The organism is Weissella fangxianensis (assembly GCF_024718545.1).
GTDB lineage: Bacteria > Bacillota > Bacilli > Lactobacillales > Lactobacillaceae > Weissella > Weissella fangxianensis.
Window position 1 is genome coordinate 1 of record NZ_JAMXDB010000031.1, and the last position, 19,949, is coordinate 19,949.

The window sequence follows — 19,949 nt, forward strand, 5'->3', positions numbered from 1 at the left end:
TTAACAGTACACCAGCAACGAAGTTGAAACTTTACTTGAACGGCATCAGATTAGCCACTCATACTCAAAACAAGGTTATCCTTATGATAATGGGCCAATTGAAGCTTTTCACTCATTGTTGAAGAGAAAGTTTGCCTTTCAAACAACTTTTTCCAATTTTGAGGAGTTGGTAATCCGAACCTCAAATTACATCAGTTGGTTTAATTCCGACAGAATTAGAACGAGTGTTTAAAAAAATATGTGCCATTTATTGACATAGGAGCAGCTCGTCATGTAAACTACTAAAACATCTTAGCAGTATGACACCCTTTCTCTGTGAAAAATAACTACTAGATTTCATCGAGATATTGCCTAGTTTAATTAAGCACTAAATTATATAATATTGGTTATAAAGGAGGATTAGTTATTTGATACAGCTTGTAAAAGAAAAATTTGACGTTACTCGTTTGCGATTTGTTTTATTCGGCCTGCTTGTGGGTTTAATGAGTGGCACCGTTGTTAGCTTATTTCGTTATTGTATTGAGATAGGGCTGCACTATAGTCGATTGGTATATAGGTACTTACGAATCGCGCCGTTTGTTTGGTGGGAATGGGCATTGTTGATCGGCATCAACCTTGGTTTAGCATTAATTGTGGCTCGACTTCTCAAGAGAGAACCTTATATCTCTGGTTCCGGAATTCCGCAAGTTGAAGGTCAATTGGCTGGCGAATTGGAAATGCACTGGTGGTCAATTCTTTGGCGAAAATTTATCGGTGGTATTCTGGCATTGGGACCTGGATTATTTCTCGGACGAGAAGGACCGTCGATTCAATTAGGTGCGTCAGTTGGTCAAGGTTTCGCTGCTGGGTTTAAGTTATCAGGAACTGATCGCCGACTGCTAATTGCATCAGGCGCCGCTGCTGGATTAGCAGCGGCGTTTAATGCTCCCATTGCTGGAACTCTATTTGTCTTAGAAGAGATTTACCATAATTTTTCACCGCTGGTTTGGTTAACAGCATTAGCCGGAGCAATTGGTTCAAATTTTATCTCACTGAATGTTTTCGGACTTGTTCCCGTGTTACATTTAAATTATTCACGTAGTTTACCAGTATCAAATTATTGGCACTTAATTTTACTCGGCATTGTTTTGGGATTGTTTGGTTACTTATATCAACGGGTCTTGTTAGTTATGCCTCGGTGGTATCATCAACTGACACATTTGCCACGCCCAATACAAGGTATCGTACCATTTCTGCTGGTAATCTTAGTTGGTTACTTTTCGCCAAATTTACTCGGTGGTGGTAATGGATTAATTGTTGGATTTGGCCAGTATGTTCCACCTTTGTTTGTACTAATTGCAATTTTTATTATACGATTCGTCTTTTCAATGATTTCATATGGTTCCGGATTACCTGGCGGTATTTTTTTGCCGATTCTTTCTTTAGGTGCTGTGATTGGTGCGGTTTATGGCGTCTTAATGAATCAATTAGGATTATTATCGCATGTCTATATCATGAACCTAATCATTTTTTCCATGGCCGGTTACTTTGCTGGAATTGGAAAAGCTCCCTTCACAGCTATCTTGCTGGTAACAGAAATGGTTGGCAATTTAACACATTTAATGCCATTAGCAGTCATATCGTTAACTGCTTACCTTGTTGTTGATTTATTAGGCGGTGCACCAATCTATGAAGCATTGCTTAAGCAGATGACAATTCCTAAAACTGTTCAGCAACTTCATCGACCTGATCATTTGGAAATACCGGTTTTCTTTGGCAGTCCCTTAAACGGCAAAATGGTCCGAGACATGCCATGGCCTAAAGAAGCACTGCTCATTGGAATCCGGCGTGGTGAACAAGAAGTGATTCCACATGGTGACACCTTGATTCATGAAGGTGATACGTTAGTACTGTTAACTGATACAACCCAACGAACCCGAGTTAAACAACGGATTGATGCATTATTAGCAACTTTAGAAAAAAAACACCGAGACTAAGTTAATAGGCAAATTGGTCTATCATAATAATAAATATTAGATTAAGTGGGGCCGTTGCCAGACATAAACATATTGGGAAACTATATACAAATACGGCGAAGTACGAAAAACGCTGAAAAAGAATTAGTTGAACCTATTTTTGAAAAATACAAAGATAAATAATAAGCTGCAAATGCCTTGCTACCCAATTTTTCATAGTCATGCTATAATAAAAAAGAAAAAGGAAGTCCCACGTGAACAGGACTTCCCGTGTAGAGCCGTTAAAGACGGTGGCAGATATTAAAACAACACTAGTTCGCTCCATAACCGGTCAAAGTTATGTGGGGCGGCTTTTTCATTTGTGGTGCTTGTCGATATAGCGGAGCAGTGCGATTAAAAACGTGCCAAACAGCAACATCAACGAGAGTGTCTGAAAGACGCTCATTGACTGTGAAGCCTTCCTGAAGATTATTCCATGTTCCCATGAACCTCACCTCGCAAGGGAAAAGACAAACATTGCCATTAAAGCTTCTTGCTTAATCTATTATACAGGGAAATGGGGATAGAATAATGTCTATGCATAATCAGCTTTCTTTAATCTTCGAGCCATAAATAGCCAAGCTATTAACGAAAACAACAGGACTATAAATACCGTGATGTAACTCGTGTTTCCGTGATAAGTTAAAGATTCAATCCAAAAAAAATTAAGACAACTAGGATATTCACGAGAAACCTTGTTTTCAGATGAAAAAACATTTGATGGTAAATACAGGGAAACGATAAATTCAATTAATAATTCGCACTAAGCTTAAAGGCCACTAGGGTATACCCTAATGGCCTTTTTTATTTCTGTGATATACTAGGAATTACAAATGTTCATTAGAACTGTCCAAAAGGAGAGCTAAAAGTGGCTAAAATCGGTTATGCGCGCGTGAGTTCCAAGGAGCAACATTTAGATCGACAGTTAGCGGCTTTAAAAGACGTCGATAAATTATTTACGGATAAATTAAGTGGAGCCAACACCAAACGGCCGGAGCTTCAGAATATGTTGGCCTATATTCGGGAAGGTGATGTGGTCTTGGTCACTGAATTAGATCGCTTAGGTAGAAATAATCAGGACTTAACTAAGATTATGAACACCATTCAAAATAAGGGGGCCACCCTAGATGTGTTAAATTTGCCGTCCATGACGGGGATTGCTGACCCCAATTTACGTCAACTCATGACCAACCTCATTATTGAACTGTATAAGTACCAGGCTGAAAGTGAACGTAAGCGAATTATTGAGCGTCAGCAACAAGGGATTTCCCTGGCCAAACAGCAAGGTAAATATCATGGTCGCAAGCCTCAATACGTTGAAGATGATCCTCATTTGCAACATGCATTTAATCTTTATCAAACCGGTATGAGTGACATTGATGTGGCCAGAAATACGGGCATTAAACGAACTACCTTTATTCGATATCGCAAAAAATACGGGATCAAACGAAAAAGCTAATAAAGGTAGATGTTACAAATATAATCCCTGCTTATTTTTCCCACTACTATCAACACGACCACCTAAGATCCCAACTAATCTATCATGAAATAAAAATCAGGTAAATCAAATTGTTAATTGATACTGATATTATCGCTAAGCTAATTGATGATAAAGATAAGGTGAGTGCTTATCGAATTGAGAACGCCGCAGAATCTATGGATTGAAAGATGCCATGACAAACTATTGTGGAGTTAAGAAAAGGTAAGCGACAGTTAGAGAATATGACAGTTAGATAAGCCCAAACATTGATGATGGTGGCTGATAAAGAAAGAAAAAGTTTGTAGAAGGGCGATATAATACAAAATGATTGAGCTTAAAAGACGCTTTTTTAGAGTTTACTATAATTGGCATGTTTATTGCTTAACCCATATAGGAGCGGCAATGACAGGCAAGTTTTGGATTAAAGCTGCCATTGCTGAATTTTTGGTTTGGATTGGCTATCTAATATATGTCGGGCACTATTTGTTCAACTCGTCTCCCGCACTGCCTTATGGCCCTGTATGGCTACACTTTATATTGTTTCCACTAGTACTTGCGGGTTGGGACTTAACTTGTGAGAAAATTGATGGTTCGTTCTTAAAACCGGGGTACTCTCTAATTAATGGCTGCTTTTATTTTCGGAAGATCTTTAAGCTAGGCATTATCTTATATTTTGCAACGTATATGGAAATCCTGGAATTGCTCGTGCAGTTTTTGAAGGTGCCAAACTTCAAAATAATCAGCTGCTAATGGAAACGGCTGTGAATTATTTTTTAAGTTTAAAATCGTTAGATTTTGATGACCTTCAACTAAAATCACCCACAATTTGTCACGGAATCTCCGGACTTCTCTTAATTTTAAATGCAATGGAGCGAGATACCGGATTAAGAGAGATTGGATTAATTAAACAAAGAATTTTGGCGAGGTTACTATCTGTAGCTGATTTTGAAAAAAACTAGTATTTATGGAATACGATATGGTTTTCCGAGGAAAGAGATATGATACACCTGGTTATTTTAACGATATTGGTTTGTTAAACGGTTCAGGTGGGATTGTTTTGACTTTAATGTCATTACAGAGTAAGCAGCGCCTTGATTGGGAACGGATCCTATTAGTCAGCTAAAATCAAGGAGGGTTGAGGATGCAAGCAAAACAAGAAAAGTACATGATTTTTCAAAATATTAACTGGTATTTGAAAAAAACATCCAAGAAATTTCCAAAATTAAAATACGGATTATTGGTTCAGGGAATCACTAGTCTTAGTATCTTGGTGGCAACAAGCGGTGTCCCTACATTAATAATTTGGGGTTTGCAAAGAAGCTTTAATTTTTCAAGACTTTCTGTCATGATTCTATCTGTCTGTATCGGATTGGGTTGCCTGCTTTGGGGGCAGTCTGTGTATAAAACGTGGTTGCAATGGGAAAATGCAAATTTTTGGATTGAAGTCAATATTTGAGACAGGTTTTAAGAGACATTCAGAACCGCGTTTAACTTCCACAGCTCAAATAAATCATTAATCGTGATTAATAACTTATTTGAACCATGGAAAGCATGAAATCAGGCGGCCATTTGGCTCGTAAGCGTTGCGATTTCAACTTGTAAGGGGGTCTGGTAGCCCAGTGAACTATGAATTCTCTTCCTATTGTAGAAAGCATGCACCTATTCAAAAGGGACGGCAGCGGCAGTTTCATAATTCTCAAATACCGGCACTGGATAAACACATTCCTTTTTGAGGGAAGCATGAAAAGATTCCATTGATGCATTATCGTATGGACACCCCTTACGGCTGTAAGAGTGGCGGATATGTAGTTCTGTTAACCGGTGGTTGTAATCATCGCTGGTGTACTGTGATCCTAAGTCTGTGTGGATAATCAGGTCCCCAGTAATGGTTCTATTTTTAACCGCGCTTTCCAGGGTCTTTAAGACTAAATCAGTAGCCATCTTTTTTGAGAATGAATAGCCGATAATTCGTCTTGAGTGCAGATCCATGATGGTTGATAAGTAACACCAGCCATTACGCTTCGTTTGAATATAGGTCATATCAGCGGTCCATTTTTGATTTAAACCAGTGGTCGAGAAATCCTGCTTAAGCAAGTTGAGACCCTGTTCAACCTTGGTTTTGGAAGCCGAAGCCGCTTTCCATTTATTGACGGTAACGGAGTGGATATCCAGTTCCTTCATGAGCCGGGAAATCCGTCTTGGGCTGCACCGACGCTGCAGTGGTTGAAGTTCCAGATTCAATTCATGGTGGATCTTCATAACGCCGTATCGCTGCTTGAATTCCGCAAAGATCCGCAGAATCCGTTGTTTCAAGTCCGCATCTTCGGCCCGGCGTTTTGAAGGCTTTGGGGATCGATAACGATAATACTGAGCTCTGGAAACACCGAGGATTCGGCACATCTTAGTTACCTGGTGGTGATGGCTTTCTTGGTGAATGTAATCAAAAATATTGGTTACTTCTGCGCAAGGAAGCCCAGGGCTTTTTTTAGGATTTCGTTCTCCTCAGACAGGGAAGCCAGCCGCTTTTCCATCGCTTTAATTTCGTCTGGCGATTTACCGGATTGAGTTTTGGCTTGGCCCTGGATCCACTTATGAACGGTTGAAAAGCCAATACCATATTCTCTGGCCAGTTGGTCGGCTGATTCGACTTGTTTATATAGGTTGATGATGTTTTGTTTGAATTCTTTGTCGTAACGAGTTGGCATGTAAAAATTCCTTCCTTTTGAGAGACGATTTATTCATTATACGCTCTCTTAAAAGTTGTCTCAGGAATCAGCTTACATCCAGGTTTTGTTGGGACACGTTTACCAGTCTGGCGTTTGATCCCAGCAAGTAAATAGAACTTCTGGTGATGTCTGACTACTTCGCCAACATAGACGATTCGAGTTTGCTTTGCCTCGCGTTTTGTTAATGCTTTATCTGCGATATTGATTAGCTTGGTTTGAGTTTGGGGTGCTAATTGTTGGTTAGACTGAGTGTCGGAATTTGTTTTACTTGCGAGTACAGTTAGGGTAACTGCGATGATTAACAGGGCAATTGCCCAGATTGAAAATATCAGCTTTTTCATTATCGACTCTCCAAAAAATAATAGACCCTTAGTTTATTATTTTTTGGTGGTTTTCGCAAATCATCAAAAAGCTCGCAGAACAGCCCCGTTTAGGCGTGCTCTGTGAGCTTTTCGATTAATAAGTTGTTGCTTCCAATAAGGCTGGTGATTGTGGTTCTTCTTGTTTAAGAACAACCACCTGACTGTTAATCTTTAAGGCACGAGAGATAATTCGGTTGATGTCATTGTATAGGTGGTCATCGACGCTATTGGATAGGTTACCAACGTTAACAATCAGCTTGTTTAGTTGGTTTGTATCAATTGCTTGGTCAATTTCAGCTGTGTCAGTTAATACCCGCTTGTTATTAATGGCAGCAACATCGTCAGTGATTGTTTCAACCTCTTGTTCACTGATTTCGTTGCTAGTGGTCTTTTCAATTTGGGCATTTGTTAAGTCCGTTGGGGATTTGCTAATTTGAATTTCAGATAGAGACAGCTTTTCTGAAATTCGTTTGAATAATGCCAGATTTTTAGGTAATCCCATTAAGACGATTGGAACAGTTAAGTCAATAGTTTCAACCAGATACTTATTGATTTCGCGGTAGTAACGCTCTAAATCAATCTGTTTTTCCTTGCTTGTTTCATTGTGGCCATGGAAAGTTGTTGAACCACCTTGACCAATAAAGTTAAGTTCACCACCACGTCTTTCTGATCCTAATGTTTCCACTAGGTCGGTTGGGGCGTCTGCATCTAATTTCACGGGTGCAACTGTTTTATCAACAATTTTGAATAGTCTGAATGATGTTCCCTCTAACGCTAACAAGTAATACATCTTGTTTGGTTGCTCACGTAAAATAGATAGTAAGTCGGGAGATTTGCTAATTGTTAACTTTACTTCGTCAACAGTTGTCCGTGGTAAAACGAACAACTCTAAAGTATTACCTTGAATGAATAAGGTTATCCCTTGGTATGGTAGGTTCTGACCAATCAAGTTGTCTACCTGACGTTCAAGCTCTTTATAGTTTAATTCAGGGTGTTCCATAGAATATTTTTTAATTTCTGTAAGCGCACTCTTTAAGTGCAGACGCTCATCTTGTTGGTATTTTAATTTATTTAAATTAATACTCAAGGTGAGTACATCTTCATTCGGAGTCAGTGCCTTCGGCAAGTTTTTCAGTGTAATTAGTTTTGTCATTTATGTCACGCTCCCTTCGTTTGTATAACTTTATTATAACAAAAAAGTGAGTAGGGAGGGTCAAATGAGTCTGATGCCTACCGTAGCAACTTTCCATTAAGCACCTTGATTTAATTCGAAACGTTTATTTAGCTTCCGCTCGCTAGGATGTGGGGTCAATGTCGTATTGACTACAAATTATCAGTACTTGGTCAATGACGTCTGTAAGTTCTTCGTTTAAGTTATCAAACTTTTCATAGGTTGGATTGAAGTCAATATTTGAGACAGATTTTAAGAGACATTCAGAACCGCGTTTACCTTCCACAGCTCAAATAAATCATTAATCGTGATTAATAACTTATTTGAACCATGGAAAGCATTAAATCAGGCGGCCATTTGGCTCGTAAGCGTTGCGATTTCAACTTGTAAGGGGGTCTGGTAGCCCAGTGAACTATGAATTCTCTTCCTATTGTAGAAAGCATGCACATATTCAAAAAGGACAGCAGCGGCAGTTTCATAATTCTCAAAGACCGGCACTGGATAAACACATTCCTTTTTGAGGGAAGCATGAAAAGATTCCATTGATGCATTATCGTATGGACACCCCTTACGGCTGTAAGAGTGGCGGATATGTAGTTCTGTTAACCGTTGGTTGTAATCATCGCTGGTGTACTGTGATCCTAAGTCTGTGTGGATAATCAGGTCCCCAGTAATGGTTCGATTTTTAACCGCGCTTTCCAGGGTCTTTAAGACTAAATCAGTAGCCATCTTTTTTGAGAATGAATAGCCGATAATTCGTCTTGAGTGCAGATCCATGATGGTTGATAAGTAACACCAGCCATTACGCTTCGTTTGAATATAGGTCATATCAGCGGTCCATTTTTGATTTAAACCAGTGGTCGAGAAATCCTGCTTAAGCAAGTTGAGACGCTGTTCAACCTTGGTTTTGGAAGCCGAAGCCGCTTTTCCATCGCTTTAATTTCGTCTGGCGATTTACCGGATTGAGTTTTGGCTTGGCCCTGGATCAACTTATGAACGGTTGAATAGCCAATGCCATATTCTCTGGCCAGTTGGGCGGCTGATTCGACTTGTTTATATAGGTTGATGATGTTTTGTTTGAATTCTTTGTCGTAACGAGTTGGCATGTAAAAATTCCTTCCTTTTGAGAGGCGATTTATTCATTATACGCTCTCTTAAAAGTTGTCTCAGGAATCAGCTTACATCCAGAATGCAAATGTTCATAAATCAAGACAACGGGAAAGCTATTCAAAGTTTGAATTCTCAATTCATTTTTGGAAAATGGGTTTTAAAAAATATTTTTCAGCTAAAGGACCGTGAACTGCTCACAATAGATACACTTGATGCTTTAGGGATTAACGCTATTACGTTTACAAAATATGATGACAATCGACCATTGTCAATGAAGTTTACTTATGTCGATTCGCATAATTTGCCAAAGGATTTATGGAAATAAATATTACTACTCAAAACGTCTTTTATAGGCGTTTTTATTTTGAAAAAACATTTAATATAGGAGAAATAAAAAATGGTTAATAAGTTTGGTAGTTTTGGTCCCCTGTTAATAAAATAGACAATTTAAATAGAGACTTTTTTGTCCTATGCCACGACTAAATTTTGAATTTGAGTTTGATACTCATCTTCAAGTTGCTTTGGTGATTTGAATCCACAGTGACTGTGAATTCTAACTGTGTTGTAAAACGTTTCAATGTACTGAAAAACTAGTCGTTTAGCTTCGGAGTATGAATGGATTTTAAACCGATTTATCCATTCACGCTTAATCAAGGCATGAAACGACTCAATGCAGGCATTATCCCAAGGATAAGCTTTCTTTGAATAGCTTAATGTCATGTTAGCTGTAACTTGATTGTAAGCTTCAGACGTAAACTGACTACCACGATCACTGTGCATGATTAATGGCTTGCTAATATGGCGACTGTGCTTAGTCTTTTCAATAAGTGGGATGACATTGGATACCTCCAAGGTTTCAGATAAGTCCCAACCAATGATCCGTCGGGAGTACAAGTCCATAATACTGGTTAAATAAACGAATCCGTCATGAACTGGAATATAAGTGGTGTCAATGCACCAAACGGCGTTTGGTCGCAATGGATTGAACTGCTCGTCTAAAATATTTATTAGCTGTTTATCAAACTTAGAATTGCGAGTGGTAGTCGTCCAAGGGGTTAGGTAAACGGCGTGAATGCCAAGTTCACGCATATACTTACCAACAGTTCGTTCAGCGATCTTATATCCTTTTGAGCGAAGTTCTTGGGTGATTTTGCCGGCACCGTAAATACAAAGGCTTTTGAGCCAAATTGCTTTAATTTCACCTTGAATAAACTTCTTCCGAAGCTTTCGCGGTGATTGGTGATTATGACGCTTTTCTCGTTGATAGTAACCACTTCTTGAGATTCCAACATAATCACACATACCATTGATGGAAGGGTGGGATTCCAAAGCGTGCTGAGCGTCCATTTCTTGGTATACCTTTTCGGTAGTTACTTGCTCAGAATCCCGATTGATTTTTTTAACACTTCGATCGCTCCTTGTCCTTATCGCTGGCAAAATTACCAGAGCCACGGCCAAACTCCCCAGTCTCAGTAAACAGCTTAATCCATTTATGTAATGTACTAGCCCCAACACCTAGATTCTTACTTATTTCATTCATGGTCATGTGATCCTTGTTATCTAAGTAATACTGAACGGCCTGTTCCTTAAATTCCTTGTCATAACTGTGCTTCGTCATTATTTGATCCTCCAATTTACTTCCTTAATTATACTAAATCAGAGTCTCTATTTAACTTGTACACTTTTTATTCTAGGCCCACATACCGTGAACTCAACAAGGTTCGAATCAGCGTTATGCAGCAATTCGGGTCAGACAGCAAAGAGTATCGCCAACTAAAGCGGTTCTGGAAACTACTTATGAAACACGAAACTGCACTTGATTACACGACCCGCAAAAATCGAATCAATTTTAAGCATGCCTATTTAACTGATAAAGAAGTTATCGACCGCCTACTGGCGCTCTCTGATGAACTGCGTGACGCATACGCTTTCTACCAAGGGATTCTTTACGCCATCGAAAATCGTGATGAAACTGAACTCAAGTCTGTTCTATACCCCACAAAAAATGATGCCCAATACCGCTCATTGCCAAAGGCAATGAAGAAGGCTCGTCGCACTATCCGCAAGCACTTCGACGAAATAATAAGCAGCTTTATCTATGGATTCTCAAATGGGCCAATTGAAGGTTCAAACAATAAAATCAAAGCAATTAAGCGCACGGCATACGGCTTCCGTAGTTTCAAAAACTTCCGTCTACGTATTCTTATCTCATTCAAGAATAGTTTCTACTCAATGAACTATAAGCAAAAGGCAGCTGATTTCAACAATGTGAAGTCAGCTGCCTAAGCAAGGTTCAAAATATTAAATTTTACCGGTCATCAGTACCATTTGACTTTGAACCATTTAATCAAGCACCAGCCCAATGCAAGGATATGGCGTGCTGACATTACTTATTTGGAATTACGTCCAGGAACCTGGGTTTATCTCAGTTCTATTTACGAACCAAAGGTTCATCAAGTCCTTGCTTTCAAGATTGGTCGTCAGATGGAGGCGACATTAGTTGTAGAAACGATTAATCAGGCGCTTGAATGTCATCAAAAGCCACAATATTTTCACTCTGACATGGGTTCACAGTACACCAGCAACGAAGTTGAAACTTTACTTGAACGGCATCAGATTAGCCACTCATACTCAAAACAAGGTTATCCTTATGATAATGGGCCAATTGAAGCTTTTCACTCATTGTTGAAGAGAGAGTTTGCCTTTCAAACAACTTTTTCCAATTTTGAGGACTTGGTAATCCGAACCTCAAATTACATCAGTTGGTTTAATTCCGACAGAATTAGAACGAGTGTTTAGAAAAATATGTGCCATTTATTGACATAGGAGCAGGTGCCTATGAACAAGTGTTCGTAGACTTCAAAATCTAACGAAAGAATGATTAGCTGAACATGTCTGTTCACGATGCAATATCTTTAATGATATTGTTCGGGAGCTTTTTGTTGGCATTGTTGACGTATATCGACAATCACAACAAGAAGTAAGACAAACAAAAAACCGCCCTTTGCTTTGACGAATAAGGCGGTTTTAAATTCAAATTTAACAGCCACCGTTGAAGTAGCCCAGGCCTCGTGTTGGTAGCACGAGGCTTTTTGTTTACAAGTAAATTATAACATGACTTTTTCACTTTCTCAGGTTAAAAGTTACTGATCCATGCCAAACGGTGTGAAAAATTGTAAAATCAATTTAAAAAATAAAAAAGTATATGAAACGTAAATTGCAAGAATTAACCGAACACTGTGAATTGATGGAAAACTTTTATTTGTTCACCGGTGCCATTTCTGCTATAATGACCGAAATTAATTGAAAATGGCTTGAGGTGCGGAAGATGACGGAGATATATGATTTTGCAATTATTGGGACTGGTTCAGTCGGATCGGCTGCTGGTTATTATGCTAGTCAAAAAGGTTTGAAAGTCTTGGAACTGGATGTAGCAGTGCCGCCGCATACGCAAGGATCTCACCATGGACAGACACGGTTGATTCGCCATGCTTACGGTGAGGGTGGAAAATATTTGCCAATGCTCTTGCGTGCACAAAAATTATGGGATGAATTACAACAGAAAACTCACCGTGACATCTTCCATCAGATTTCTTTATTAAACGTTGGTCGGCAAGGGACTGATTTTATCGAAAATGTAGAAAGAAGTGCGCAAAGGTACCAATTACCGTATGAAAAATTAACGGGTGAGGAAATTAGTCAACGCTGGAGGAACTTTAGTTTTAGCAATGACTATGTTGGCGTCCTTGAAGAGAAAGCTGGTTATTTAAATTCTGAAATAGCGATTCAAGCATACTTGGATTTAGCGAAGGAAATCGGTGTTGAGCAAAAATTCGATAGCGCTGTTCAATCGATTGACTTTCAAGATGATATTGTTGTGATTAGAACTGCTCAACAGGTCTACCAGGTAAAAAATGTTTTAGTATCGGCTGGTACATGGGTGAAGGAGCTTTTGCCAACGGTACCAGTGCAACCGATTCGTAAGGTTTTTGCTTGGTTTGATGTGGCTGATAAACGGTTGAATGAGGATGAGGGTTTTCCCGCCTTTGCCATCGAAATTGACGACAAACAGACTTATTATGGTTTTCCGGGCAAGGACGATACAATCAAAATTGGTCAGCATACTGGTGGTCAGCCAATCAACCAACGCTCACAAGGAACCCCTTATGGCGACTACTCTTCAGATAAAGAAGAAGTGCTGCCTCTGTTGCAACGCTATCTAAAAGGGGTTGGACCACTGAACCACGGAGCCTCCTGCACATATGATCAATCACCAGATGGCGATTTTATTATTGACCAATTACCGAATCAACCAAATGTGCAAATTGTGACCGGCTTAAGCGGACATGGTTTTAAGTTTGTCAGTGCTCTTGGTGAGTTGGCCGCCCAAAAGGCCAACCAAGAAGAAATTACGACTGATTTATCAGCATTTAAGCTGAATCGCTTTGAATAGTTGGCTTTGCCGGTAAATTTCCTTGGGCACGGATGCCTCTGAATGGTATCGAGTTCTGTAGGAACTTTCATTGTCCGATGTTTGTCAACAATCGTTTGCGCTGCTAATGTACCTTAAGAATCTTTTGATCCATTAAAATAGAAACGTTCGCCGGTAGTTACTTCACCGATATAAGACAACTTAAGATAACTTATGTATTTTGAAGCACAAATGATTATAAGATTTACTAATTTTAATGAAATTTTTTAAATAAGAGAAAACAACAAAGCTTGAAGATGGTGAATGTATAAATTCAACTGATGCTTTAATAATAATGAATTGGGGAGAAAAATGGCGAATATTCAGGAAATTGCTAAATTAGCAGGAGTTTCTAAGGCAACTGTGTCGAGAATTTTAAGTCAAGACACTTCATTTTCTGTTTCTGAAGCAACTGAAAAACGTGTTTGGCAGATTGCTAATAAATTACAGTATAAATTATCAAACGTAGCTGTGAGGGATAATTCAGAAAAATTACATTTAGCATTGGTGAGTGCAGTTTCATTTGAACAGGAACTGAATGATTCATATTTTCAGCAAATTAAGTTGGGATTGACACAACAGGCGAATTTATGGGGAATGAAGATTGCTAATGAAATTAGATTACCAACTAGTGATGACATTCAGTGGGAACGACTTTCGATATATGGTGCCGTACTTGTTGTGGGAGTTTTAACAGAGGACTTACTTGAAAAAATATACCAGTATAATCAAAATATTGTGATAATTGATGATTATCGTGACTTCGAAAATTATGATGTCGTGCATAATGACTTTGGAAGACGTACAAAATTTATTTTAGATCTGCTTCATGAACGTGGTCATCAGAATATTGCTTTTATTGGTGGTAATAAAAAATTAATGACTCAAACAGGTTTGGCGGAAATTGATGTTGTTGATGAGCGCCAAAAAGCTTACGTCGAGTGGATGAAAATCAACAATCTACTAGAACAAATTAGCCTACAAATTGTAGGCTGGGGGACAGAAGATGCTATTGTTGCAACAAAGAAAATATTTCTTAGCGAAAAGAAGCCAACAGCAATAGTAACTGGAAATGATTTGCAGGCCGTTGGTGTATACCGAATTATTCAAGAAAAAGGTTACAAAATTCCAGAAGATATTGCTGTTGTCAGTTTTGACGATATTGATATGTCGCAGTATTTATTTCCATCGTTGACGACTGTTCGGCCGAATACTCGAGAATTAGGTAAGGTGGCAATCAATTTAGTTCGAGATAAAATTGTTGGCGATAGAATGGCAGCAGTACAGGTAACTGTCAATTCAACGCTAGAAATCAGGGAAAGTATCTAGAGGACGGGCGATAGTAAACAAGTAAATGTTAATATGCCATCAATGCATTTAAAATAATTGGAAAACAGCTAATATTTTCGTATTAGCTGTTTTTTATTTTAAATTAATAAGCAAATCACACTTGCAAACAACAAAGTAAGCGGTTACAATGGTCTTACAGTTTGGTAAACAAGTAAACAAGTTTAGCTTGCTGTTTTAATTTCGTTCGTTTGTTCGTGGAGGGAACATTATGCAAAATATTAGTGGGCAAGAGCAACAGAGTGCCTTTAAGAAAATGATATCTCGAACGTCCTATGCTTTTGGTGCATTCGGGAATGACGTTTTTTATGGTACGATTTCGACGTACTTTATCATGTTTGTTACTACGCATTTATTTAATTCAGGTGACAAGGTACATGACAACCGGATGATTATGTATATCACAGCAATTATTGCTATGTTAAGAATTGTGGAACTCGTAATTGATCCATTTATTGGAAACTGGATCGATCGTACTAAAACACGATTCGGGCAATTTAAACCATGGGTTGTTATTGGTGGTACATTAACCTCAATTACATTGCTGGTACTATTTACTGATTTAGGTGGATTGAATCAGTCGCATCCAATTATTTATTTGCTTCTATTTGCTATTTTATATATCACAATGGATATTTTTTATTCTTTTAAAGACGTTGCCTTTTGGTCAATGATTCCAGCGTTGTCATTCAGTTCTAAAGAAAGAGAACGTACCTCATCTTTTGCCAGAATTGGATCAACACTTGGTGGTGGGTTAGTTGGTGTTGTCGTGATGCCACTGGTACTATATTTCTCTGTTAATCCAGCTAATGGTACTGGAGATTCTCGTGGTTGGTTTATTTTTGGACTTGTTGTGGCATTAGTTGGTATTGCCACTTCTTGGGTCGTTGGTTTAGGTACGAAAGAAGTCCAATCGGATTTGCGTAAAAATGACTCAGATACAATTGGATTTAAGCAAATTTTTTCTTCACTAGCTAAAAATGACCAGTTGATGTGGATTGCTCTGACTTATGGTATTTATGTGATTGGAATCAATATTGAGAATTCGCTAGTTCTTTATTACTTCACATTTATTTTGGGAAAGTCTACTTTGTTCTCTGTTTTCCAGGGAGTAAATATTGTCATTAGTTTAGTATCCGTTTCAATCTTTCCTAAGTTAGTTGATAAATTCAATCGTCGCCGTGTCTTTGCCGCTTGTATTGGGATTATGTTAGCTGGCTTACTAATTTTTGTATTAGCAGGTCAAAACTTTTTCATGGTTATGGTTGCTGCTGAAATGTTCCAAGTACCCCAAGCAGTTATTTTCTTGGTTGTATTAATGATTATTTCTGACTCGGTAGAATATGGTCAATTGAAACTAGGCCATCGTGATGAGTCATTAACTTTGTCAATTCGTCCACTGCTAGATAAATTAGGTGGTGCTTTGTCAAACGGAATTGTTGGACAAGTTGCTGTTATTGCCGGCATGACGACCGGTGCAACAGCAGCTTCAATTACAGCGGCTGGCCAGTTGAAATTCAAAATTATGATGTTTGCCGTACCAGCATTACTACTTATCATTGCTTTTGTTATCTTTTGGCGTAAGTCAACACTAACGGAAACAAGACATGCAGCAATTGTTGAAGAACTAGCTAAAACATGGGGAAAGACAGTTTCTGCTGAAGATAATTCAGCAACGACGGGCAATGGTCAAGTAATTGCTATGATGTCACCAATTATGGGAACGGTGGTTGATTTGAAGACAGTATCAGACAAAACATTTGCTGGCGGTCAGGTTGGTCAAGGATTCGCAATTAAGCCACTTGATGGTAAGGTTTATGCACCTTTTGACGCAACTGTGAAACGAGTCTTTCCAACGAAGCATGCGATTGGTTTAGTTACTAAAGACGGCGTCGCTATATTAATCCATATTGGGTTTGGAACGGTTGACATGCGTGGTGACGGATTCGTGTCTTATGTGATTGAAGGACAGAAAATCAAGCAGGGCACGAAGTTGATCGAATTCTGGGATCCAGCAATTAAGCAAGCTGGTTTAGATGATACGGTGGCTGTGGTTGTTACAAATCAAACGGAATTTACAGACTTTGAACAGATGCAACCAGCAAATACCGATGTAGAAGCCAACTCGCAAGTTGTCTTGCAGTTTCGTAAAAGAAAAGACTAGTTTATTCAAGGGGAAAGTGGATGAGTAAAGCAGACTTAATAACATTTGATGACAAACAACAAACGTTTCACTTGCATAATGATCAAATTTCTTATGTTCTAGGAATTGAAGATGGAGGTGTTTTAGCACATCTCTATTATGGTCAGCGAATTAATCACTATCATGGGCAGCTAAAAAATCCACGGTTAGACCGAGGCTTTTCGGGCAATTTACCCGGTTCGGATGATCGGACATATTCACTAGATACTATTCTGCGTGAATATAGTTCAGCCGGAGATGGTGATTATCGTGAACCAGCAATGATTGTTCGCCAGAGTGATGGTAGTCGTTCAGCGATGTTTTCTTATGATAAACATACAATTATAAATGGTAAGCCAAAACTCAATGGGTTACCAGCTGCCTATACACAAACTAAAGATGAAGCTCAGACACTTGTGATTGAGTTGGTTGATAAGGTTAGTCAGCTAAAGTTAGCACTGAGCTATACAATTTACCGTAATCGTCCAGTGGTCACGCGTTCTGTTCAAGTGATTAATGGAGGTACCGAAACCGTCCATTTAGAAAAAATTGCTTCAATGGCAATTGATTTACCAGCTGGCGATAAGCAGGTTATTTCACTACCTGGTGCGCATGTGAATGAACGTCACGTTGATCGGCAAGATATTAGTTTTGGAACAAAAGTGTTCCAAAGTCGTCGTGGGACAACGAGCCATCACATGAATAACTTTATTGCGCTAGTGGATTGTCAAACAACTGAACAAGAAGGTAGTGCCATTGGGTTAAGTTTGGTCTACTCGGGAAATCATAAAGAAGAAGTTAGCAAGGATCCATTTGGCACATATCGTATTAGTATGGGAATTAATGATGATCAGTTTGACTGGTTACTGGTGCCAAATGACAGTTTCCAAGCACCAGAAGTTATCATGACTTACTCTAATAAGGGTCTTAATGGCATGAGCCAAGCATTGGCTGATTTGCTACAAAATAGGGTGGCTCGAGGAAAGCATCAGAAAGCTTTGCGACCAATTGTCGTTAATAATTGGGAAGCCACATTTATGGATTTTGATGAGGCACGACTACAACCACTTGTAGATGATGCCAAAGATCTGGGATTAGAAATGTTTGTCTTAGATGATGGTTGGTTTGGTCATCGTGATAATGATGATTCATCTTTGGGCGATTGGCATGTATACCAACAAAAGTTTCCTAAAGGCCTACAACATTTTTCAGACTACATCCATCAGCAAGGATTGAAGTTTGGTATCTGGTTTGAACCTGAAATGATTTCAATAGATTCAGACCTGTATCGGCAACATCCAGAATATATGTTGCGTGTCCCTAATCGTGAGCCAAGTCCAGCACGTAGTCAATTTGTTTTGGATATGGGTCGGAAGGAAGTTCGTGAAAATATCCATCAACAAATGAAACAAGTATTAGACAATTGCCCAATTGATTACATTAAGTGGGATATGAATCGAAATCTATCGGATATCTATTCGAATGACTTACCTGCTGATCAACAAGGTGAAGTCATGCATCGATATGTACTGGGATTTTATGAGCTATTAGAGGAATTGACAACCGAGTATCCAGACATTCTATGGGAAGGTTGCTCTGGTGGTGGTGGTCGTTTTGATACTGGTATGCTATATTACATGCCACAATCATGGACAAGTGATAATACTGATGCTGTTGCTAGAATGCAGATTCAGTATGGCACATCATTAGCTTATCCAATTTCATCAATGACGTCACACGTTTCTGTATCACCAAATCAGCAAACTGGTCGATTTACTTCATTAAAAACTCGTGGTGCGGTTGCAATGAGTGGCGTGTTTGGTTATGAATTGGATCTAACCCAGATGACTGAAGATGAGAAGCAAGCAGTTAAAGAGCAAATTGCATTTTATAAAGAGATTCGGCCAATTATCCAGTATGGTAAGTTTAGTCGGTTAATTAACCCGGAAGAAACTAATTTTGCTGCTTGGATGTTCGTCAGTGAAAATCAGCAAGATGTTGTGGTATTCTCCTTTAAGATTTTATCAGAAGCACAACCAGCGTATCATGTCTTAAAATTAACGGAGTTGATTCCAAATAAGGAGTATCAAAATATTGAGACTGGTCAGATTATTGGTGGTGATGAACTAATGACTACTGGTTTCTATGAAGAAGTATCGTTTGAAGACTTTGCTTCGAAAATTTATCGATTCAGAATAGTTGAAGAATAATTTTGTTACAAAATATTTAATATCGGCTTGAATCATAGGGAAGTAAGACAAATTAAAAACCACCCTCAACTTTGACGAGTAGGGTAGTTTAAAACTATTTTATACATCCATCGTTGAAGTAGCCCAGGCACCGTGTTAATAGCAGGGTGCTTTTTGTTTACATATAGTTAGTTGTTGACTTGGTGGGTTTTGTTCAAGGTTTGCTCACTAAGTCAAATTAACAAACTAATTTTTAGTCGATTTTGCTTGTTCACAAATCATAAATCATTAATCCTTGGAAATTTCACAAAGTATACCAATTAACAAACCATTCACTATTTTGGATTATTTCTGCTAGATATTTGTGATAGCTTCTTTTCATAGAGAGTATTGGATTAATTAAGTAAGATTCAAAATTCTTATTTATTGTGTATTATAGTTCATTATCTAAAATTAATTGAATAAAACTAGCAATATCTCCATCAAATTTAGTTACATTTCTTAAAAATATAGAAGGTACCTGTTTTTGTGAAATTTCCAGTTTCATTATTAGAATCAAATACATATATGGGTTTCTTGGAGGCCGCAGCAATCCCCAATTTTATATGTGAACTTTTTCCAGCAGGAGAGACGATGATTAAAAAATCACTATTTAGTACTGCTCCTATGTCAATAAATGGCACATATTTTTCTAAACACTCGTTCTAATTCTGTCGGAATTAAACCAACTGATGTAATTTGAGGTTCGGATTACCAAGTCCTCAAAATTGGAAAAAGTTGTTTGAAAGGTAAACTCTCTCTTCAACAATGAGTGAAAAGCTTCAATTGGCCCATTATCATAAGGATAACCTTGTTTTGAGTATGAGTGGCTAATCTGATGCCGTTCAAGTAAAGTTTCAACTTCGTTGCTGGTGTAC

The 19,949-nt window shown here is 38.5% G+C and carries 20 protein-coding genes and 3 pseudogenes; 13 read left to right on the forward strand and 10 right to left on the reverse strand.

Annotated elements, in window-relative coordinates; genetic code table 11:
- Positions 1-4: 4 nt before the first annotated feature.
- Positions 5-232, forward strand: a pseudogene (locus NGR58_RS07765) (IS3 family transposase); the annotation flags it as partial.
- 175 nt (positions 233-407) lie between these two features.
- Positions 408-1,976 carry a ClC family H(+)/Cl(-) exchange transporter gene (locus tag NGR58_RS07770; protein WP_258088998.1) on the forward strand — a complete coding sequence of 523 codons (1,569 nt, stop codon included), beginning with the start codon at positions 408-410 and terminating at the stop codon, positions 1,974-1,976.
- Between the two features lie 334 nt (positions 1,977-2,310).
- Here NGR58_RS07770 and NGR58_RS07775 read toward each other — a convergent pair whose 3' ends face one another.
- On the reverse strand, positions 2,311-2,400 hold the full coding sequence (locus tag NGR58_RS07775; protein ID WP_115471599.1) for a putative holin-like toxin: 90 nt from the start codon (positions 2,398-2,400) through the stop codon (positions 2,311-2,313).
- 462 nt (positions 2,401-2,862) lie between these two features.
- Between NGR58_RS07775 and NGR58_RS07780 the strand changes: the two genes are divergently transcribed.
- The 4 genes from NGR58_RS07780 (at position 2,863) to NGR58_RS07790 (ending at position 4,930) form a co-directional block, all read left to right on the forward strand.
- Positions 2,863-3,453 carry a recombinase family protein gene (locus NGR58_RS07780; RefSeq protein WP_258088999.1) on the forward strand — a complete coding sequence of 197 codons (591 nt, stop codon included), beginning with the start codon at positions 2,863-2,865 and terminating at the stop codon, positions 3,451-3,453.
- A 689-nt stretch (positions 3,454-4,142) separates the two neighbouring features.
- A complete protein-coding gene (locus tag NGR58_RS10295; RefSeq protein WP_083603446.1) occupies positions 4,143-4,433 on the forward strand; it encodes a lanthionine synthetase LanC family protein in 291 nt (96 codons plus the stop codon).
- Between the two features lie 17 nt (positions 4,434-4,450).
- Positions 4,451-4,597: a hypothetical protein gene (locus NGR58_RS07785; RefSeq protein ID WP_258089000.1), complete on the forward strand. Its 147-nt coding sequence runs from the start codon at positions 4,451-4,453 to the stop codon at positions 4,595-4,597.
- A gap of 18 nt (positions 4,598-4,615) precedes the next feature.
- Positions 4,616-4,930, forward strand: a complete 315-nt coding sequence (locus NGR58_RS07790; protein WP_075269754.1) for a hypothetical protein — start codon at positions 4,616-4,618, stop codon at positions 4,928-4,930.
- A gap of 203 nt (positions 4,931-5,133) precedes the next feature.
- On the opposite strand, the gene NGR58_RS07795 is transcribed toward NGR58_RS07790, so the two are convergent.
- From NGR58_RS07795 to NGR58_RS07830, 8 genes are all read right to left on the reverse strand, one after another.
- Complete coding sequence (locus NGR58_RS07795; protein WP_345791607.1) at positions 5,134-5,922, reverse strand: IS3 family transposase; 789 nt, start codon at positions 5,920-5,922, stop codon at positions 5,134-5,136.
- 5 nt (positions 5,923-5,927) lie between these two features.
- Positions 5,928-6,179 (reverse strand): transposase, encoded by a 252-nt coding sequence (locus NGR58_RS07800; RefSeq protein ID WP_258089001.1) that lies wholly within the window; start codon positions 6,177-6,179, stop codon positions 5,928-5,930.
- A gap of 29 nt (positions 6,180-6,208) precedes the next feature.
- On the reverse strand, positions 6,209-6,541 hold the full coding sequence (locus NGR58_RS07805; RefSeq protein ID WP_258089002.1) for a hypothetical protein: 333 nt from the start codon (positions 6,539-6,541) through the stop codon (positions 6,209-6,211).
- A gap of 115 nt (positions 6,542-6,656) precedes the next feature.
- Complete coding sequence (locus NGR58_RS07810; protein WP_258089003.1) at positions 6,657-7,715, reverse strand: baeRF6 domain-containing protein; 1,059 nt, start codon at positions 7,713-7,715, stop codon at positions 6,657-6,659.
- Positions 7,716-8,078: 363 nt separating this feature from the next.
- Positions 8,079-8,615, reverse strand: coding sequence for an IS3 family transposase (locus tag NGR58_RS07815; RefSeq protein WP_258089004.1), 537 nt, complete (start codon positions 8,613-8,615; stop codon positions 8,079-8,081).
- A complete protein-coding gene (locus tag NGR58_RS07820; protein WP_258089005.1) occupies positions 8,582-8,839 on the reverse strand; it encodes a transposase in 258 nt (85 codons plus the stop codon). Before NGR58_RS07820 ends, NGR58_RS07815 begins: the two co-directional genes overlap by 34 nt.
- 472 nt (positions 8,840-9,311) lie before the next feature.
- Positions 9,312-10,295, reverse strand: a complete 984-nt coding sequence (locus tag NGR58_RS07825) for an IS3 family transposase (RefSeq protein WP_427916909.1) — start codon at positions 10,293-10,295, stop codon at positions 9,312-9,314.
- Positions 10,243-10,461, reverse strand: a complete 219-nt coding sequence (locus NGR58_RS07830; RefSeq protein ID WP_258089006.1) for a transposase — start codon at positions 10,459-10,461, stop codon at positions 10,243-10,245. Before NGR58_RS07830 ends, NGR58_RS07825 begins: the two co-directional genes overlap by 53 nt.
- Before the next feature lie 83 nt (positions 10,462-10,544).
- Between NGR58_RS07830 and NGR58_RS07835 the strand changes: the two are divergent.
- The 7 genes and pseudogenes from NGR58_RS07835 to NGR58_RS07865 form a co-directional block, all read left to right on the forward strand.
- A pseudogene (locus NGR58_RS07835) lies at positions 10,545-11,129 on the forward strand (transposase); the annotation flags it as partial.
- A 54-nt stretch (positions 11,130-11,183) separates the two neighbouring features.
- Positions 11,184-11,642, forward strand: a pseudogene (locus tag NGR58_RS07840) (IS3-like element IS1163 family transposase); the annotation flags it as partial.
- Between the two features lie 92 nt (positions 11,643-11,734).
- Entirely contained in the window at positions 11,735-11,827 is a 93-nt protein-coding gene (locus tag NGR58_RS07845; RefSeq protein ID WP_219843350.1) for a putative holin-like toxin, read from the forward strand.
- Between the two features lie 344 nt (positions 11,828-12,171).
- Positions 12,172-13,296, forward strand: a complete 1,125-nt coding sequence (solA, locus tag NGR58_RS07850; RefSeq protein ID WP_131474217.1) for an N-methyl-L-tryptophan oxidase — start codon at positions 12,172-12,174, stop codon at positions 13,294-13,296.
- A gap of 330 nt (positions 13,297-13,626) precedes the next feature.
- The gene (locus NGR58_RS07855) at positions 13,627-14,643 is read left to right on the forward strand and encodes a LacI family DNA-binding transcriptional regulator (RefSeq protein ID WP_131474219.1); all 1,017 of its coding nucleotides are present in this window, start codon (positions 13,627-13,629) and stop codon (positions 14,641-14,643) included.
- Between the two features lie 229 nt (positions 14,644-14,872).
- Entirely contained in the window at positions 14,873-16,825 is a 1,953-nt protein-coding gene (locus NGR58_RS07860) for a glycoside-pentoside-hexuronide (GPH):cation symporter (protein ID WP_258089008.1), read from the forward strand.
- A gap of 20 nt (positions 16,826-16,845) precedes the next feature.
- Positions 16,846-19,053, forward strand: coding sequence for an alpha-galactosidase (locus NGR58_RS07865; RefSeq protein ID WP_258089009.1), 2,208 nt, complete (start codon positions 16,846-16,848; stop codon positions 19,051-19,053).
- Positions 19,054-19,723: 670 nt separating this feature from the next.
- On the opposite strand, the gene NGR58_RS07870 is transcribed toward NGR58_RS07865, so the two are convergent.
- On the reverse strand, positions 19,724-19,949 hold a 226-nt coding region (locus tag NGR58_RS07870), incomplete at its 5' end, for an integrase core domain-containing protein (RefSeq protein ID WP_258089010.1).